Genomic DNA, 1752 nt, shown 5'->3' with positions numbered 1-1752 from the left:
CTACGATCACAGGCGCACCCCACCAAAGGCGGGGTGATTCAACAAATGCAGTCTCCGGACTCACCGGGACGGGTCAATTCGGGCTCTCCGGCGTGTGGACCAAATGGCGCTCCCGCGGTCCGAGACAGGGCCCACAGCGCGGTGGGACCAACATCGGCCGCGATCCCAGCGGCGAGTACTGCCGTAGCCGGCCGAGCCAGCACCACTCGCGCCCAAATCAGTTGGAACAGCGCGATTGACAGGAAAAACAGCCCCGACGGCATCCACTCTTGCCAGTGTGTCGGCACGATGACAAAGTGGATTACGGCCGCGCCGAGGGAAGCGATCGCCGCGAGACGAGCAGCCAGCCTGCTGTCGGTCTTCTTAACTACTCTTAGTGCCATCCGTCCGATGATGACATGGCCCGTTCAAGCCTCGATGAAGTGACATCCCATCTCAATCTCGCCGAGACTTCCCTGTCATCGACCCCTGTCGTCGGGAGACGTGGGGGTGTTGTAATTTCGCGGATTCGGATGAACCGCGCTTGTTCATTTCGGTGTATGCGTGGGGCGCTTCGAGAGCCCCACAGCAAGCACCAGGGCTGTGATCATGAAAATGGCCCAGAGGGTCCAGATGGGTGCCATTTTGCCATGGCAATGAATACCCAGCCGCCATGCCCAGTTACCGTCGTACCACATCGTCATGCGACCCCTTCCCGGCGGCCACGTATCATCTACGTAACTACATAGTAGCCAGGATTCACTGCCTCGGCGGCCGCAATGGAAGTCCCTAAGTTCGCGACCAGCCACTGGGACGCGCCGCACCACCTATCGCCTAGTACGAAATTCGGCAAGACCCACGTCGAAACGGGTTCAGTTTTCAGACGACGCCGAGAGTCGCATCGTGTACCACGCGCAAGACCTCGTCGCATCGTGTACAACACACGACATCTTTTCAGAAAACCATCGCATCTGTCCCGAGTCCAATTCGGTCCCGACGGCTGCGCCTAGACGAGCGAAGGCGTCCGCCGCCCCGCCTTAACCTGGGCGTTGGCCCTATCATTATTGATTGTCGGCCGGTCAGTCCTGCAGTCTGCTGAATGCTTTGCGGCCTATGCGGCGCGACAAAACCGACAACGACCCCGCGACACGGCAGATAACCTTCAACGGGCGATATTGGACAGGTAGGCAATGGATAGTTCGCCAAAGACACCTCGCAAACGCCGGACGCGTGCGTGGGTGATCGTGGTGACGGCGATTTGCGCAGCGATCTTGGTCGTGACCGTCGTAGCGACACACGGTTTCGGCCTCGCCAACTCGACGGACCGTAACTTGAACGAACGTACTGCGCAGGACCGCTGCGAGTCCGAAGTACTGAGTCGACTGGCGTCACCGTCGACCGCGAAACTGTCAAACGTCAAGACGGCAAGCACCGTCCTTGACCCCGACAGCAAGGATTTGTTCTCACTACTCGATGAGCCTCTCAAAGGCGTCGGCCACTCCCGGATCACAGTGTTGAACGTCTCTGGAGTCGTGGATGCACAGAACGAGTTCGGGACGACGATCCATGATCCCTTCAACTGCCGTGCTTACTTCATCGACGGCAACCTGACTAACACCCTCGTCCTTTTCGACCACGACCACTAGTTCCTAGGGACGTTCCGATTTGTAGGCATTACCGGTGCGGCGGGCGCGTGGGGGCTATCTCGTTAACGGTGTTTCCGGCGGTTTTCATCAGTAGGTTTCGGCTGCCGGGAATCGATCGCCGAAGGTA

General features: G+C 59.0%; 1 protein-coding gene and 1 pseudogene. One reads left to right on the top strand and one right to left on the bottom strand.

Annotation, left to right across the window (positions count from 1 at the left end; all coding sequences use genetic code 11):
- Window positions 1-59: 59 nt before the first annotated feature.
- Window positions 60-383, bottom strand: a pseudogene (locus A5759_RS26210) (hypothetical protein); the annotation flags it as partial.
- 834 nt (window positions 384-1217) lie between these two features.
- Between A5759_RS26210 and A5759_RS00485 the strand changes: the two are divergent.
- Window positions 1218-1625, top strand: coding sequence for a hypothetical protein (locus A5759_RS00485; RefSeq protein ID WP_231984491.1), 408 nt, complete (start codon window positions 1218-1220; stop codon window positions 1623-1625).
- Window positions 1626-1752: the final 127 nt, after the last annotated feature.

This window comes from Mycobacterium sp. 852014-52144_SCH5372336 (assembly GCF_001665615.1).
GTDB lineage: Bacteria > Actinomycetota > Actinomycetes > Mycobacteriales > Mycobacteriaceae > Mycobacterium > Mycobacterium neumannii_A.
The sequence above is the reverse complement of the archived record's forward strand: the minus strand, read 5'-3'. Positions and strand labels throughout refer to the sequence as shown.